This is a genomic window from Sphaerisporangium sp. NPDC049002, assembly GCF_040649355.1.
Classification (GTDB): Bacteria; Actinomycetota; Actinomycetes; order Streptosporangiales; family Streptosporangiaceae; genus Sphaerisporangium.
This window is the reverse complement of record NZ_JBEZFH010000413.1, coordinates 1-2,064: the sequence shown is the minus strand read 5'-3', so window position 1 is coordinate 2,064 and position 2,064 is coordinate 1. Positions and strand designations below refer to the sequence as shown.

Here is a 2,064-nt window from a genome sequence, read left to right as displayed (position 1 = left end):
GCCGTCGACACCAACATCACCGCGACGGCCTAATCGTCACAGAGCTCTGCACGTCAATTCGTACCTAGGCCTGCACAGGAATCCGTACGCCGACACCCGGTGACCGGAGCCACCGGCGGAAGTTCCAGCATCGCTTGGAGGTCTGCCTGCCAGCGATCGGCCGGGCGGCAGCGCAGTCTGCGGTGCCAGCGCTGATTGGCGTGCGCCAGCCACTCGGCGATCTGGGTGTTGAAATCGCTCGGACTGGTGAAGCTGCGGCCCGGCAGAAAGGAGGTCTCGAAGTAGCCGTTGACCCGCTCGACCAGGCCCTTGGCTTCGGGATCGGCGGGACGGCACTGGATCACCTTGAGCCCGAGGGTGCCCCGGAACGCGTTCATCGTCTCGGTCAGTTGCGGCTTGCCGCCACGCCATTGTCCGACTGCTGCCTCGTTGTCCCACACCAGTGCTTTGGGCACCCGTCCCCAGCCGTTGATCAGCGCCCAGTGGCCGGCGAGAAGGTCTGGGCTCTGCCGCGACGGGAGCATCCGGGCAGCGATGATCCGTGAGTAGCCGCTCACCATGACCAGCACCGGTGGGCGGCCTGCCTGCCCATACCCCAGCGGGACGTCCACCGGCGGGAACCATAGATCGCATTGGGCCAGCTCGCCTGGCTGGTACTCGGTTCGCGACGCCGGATCCACCGGTCGAAACAGCGGACGCAGTTGCGCGATCCGGTCGAAGATCACCGATTTGCCGCGTGTCCACCCGACCCGTTCCATGATCACTGTCGATGGCATCGCTGGGAACTCCGCGAGCAATGCCCTGATCTGCGGCTCGACCGCATCCACGATCGAGCCCTTCGCCATCCGCTCGTACCGCGGCGGCTGATGACAGGCCAGCGCCTTCTTCACCGTGTTCTTCGAGATCCCCAGGTGGCGAGCGATCGCACGGATCGCCATCCCCTCGCCCCGGTGCAATCGACGGATCTCCGCCCAGTCCTCCACGTTCAACACCTCATGATCATCACGGGGTGGGTCAACATTCACGCGGAACCACAGGGTCAGTCTTCAGTCGGAACCGACACACTTCGGGATGCCCTGCGGGGGATCATCCCCGCGTGCGCGGGGTCGACGTGCGAACACGGAGTAGTCGCGGCCGTTCGCCGGGATCATCCCCGCGTGCGCGGGGTCGACGCAACAGAACTAGATGGACCACCACTGCCACCAGGATCATCCCCGCGTGCGCGGGGTCGACGAGGTGCTCGCCACCTGGGCCGGCATCATCCTGGGATCATCTCCGCGTGCGCGGGGTCGACGCGCGGCGTAACGGGCCGTAGCGGCCAGCTCGGGGATCATCCCCGCGTGCGCGGGGTCGACATACGCGGCCGTCTCCGGCCGCCGCGCAAGCAAGGATCATCCCCGCGTGCGCGGGGTCGACTGCGTAGCTCGGGAGCTGCGTGCCAGGCCGCAGGGATCATCCCCGCGTGCGCGGGGTCGACAGACAAGGAATGGGAACAATACGCGCTCGCTACTCCAGGATCATCCCCGCGTGCGCGGGGTCGACCTGGAAATGGCGCTGCTGCGCGCCAGCCACGCGGGATCATCCCCGCGTGCGCGGGGTCGACCTGGAAATGGCGCTGCTGCGCGCCAGCCACGCGGGATCATCCCCGCGTGCGCGGGGTCGACCCGACAGCGATCGCGGCGAGGTGCTGAATGGTCGGATCATCCCCGCGTGCGCGGGGTCGACCCCTACAGGTCCCGGACTTCAAAGGGGAAAACGGGTCATCCCCGCGTGCGCGGGGTCGACCCGGCCTCGATCTTGGACAGGTCGAGGATGTCGTGGATCATCCCCGCGTGCGCGGGGTCGACCCTCGGCCAGTCCGGGCGGTTAGGGGTTCCAACGGATCATCCCCGCGTGCGCGGGGTCGACCCAAGAAGCCCGCGCGGGGTCGGACCACAGGGGGGATCATCCCCGCGTGCGCGGGGTCGACGGTGTCGCCGGCCAGGCTTATGGGACCACCGAGGGTGGTTTTCTGCCACGAGCATGGGACCACCCGGTTGCCAGTGATGGGACCACCCCGCGTGT

General features: G+C 67.8%; 1 pseudogene and 1 CRISPR repeat array. The pseudogene reads right to left on the bottom strand.

What is annotated here, in order from left to right:
• Window positions 1-95: 95 nt before the first annotated feature.
• Window positions 96-992: pseudogene (istA, locus tag AB0B89_RS36105) on the bottom strand (IS21 family transposase); the annotation flags it as partial.
• 91 nt (window positions 993-1,083) lie between these two features.
• Window positions 1,084-1,969: a CRISPR direct-repeat array (repeat unit 28 nt; unit sequence GGATCATCCCCGCGTGCGCGGGGTCGAC).
• Between the last annotated feature and the right edge of the window lie 95 nt (window positions 1,970-2,064).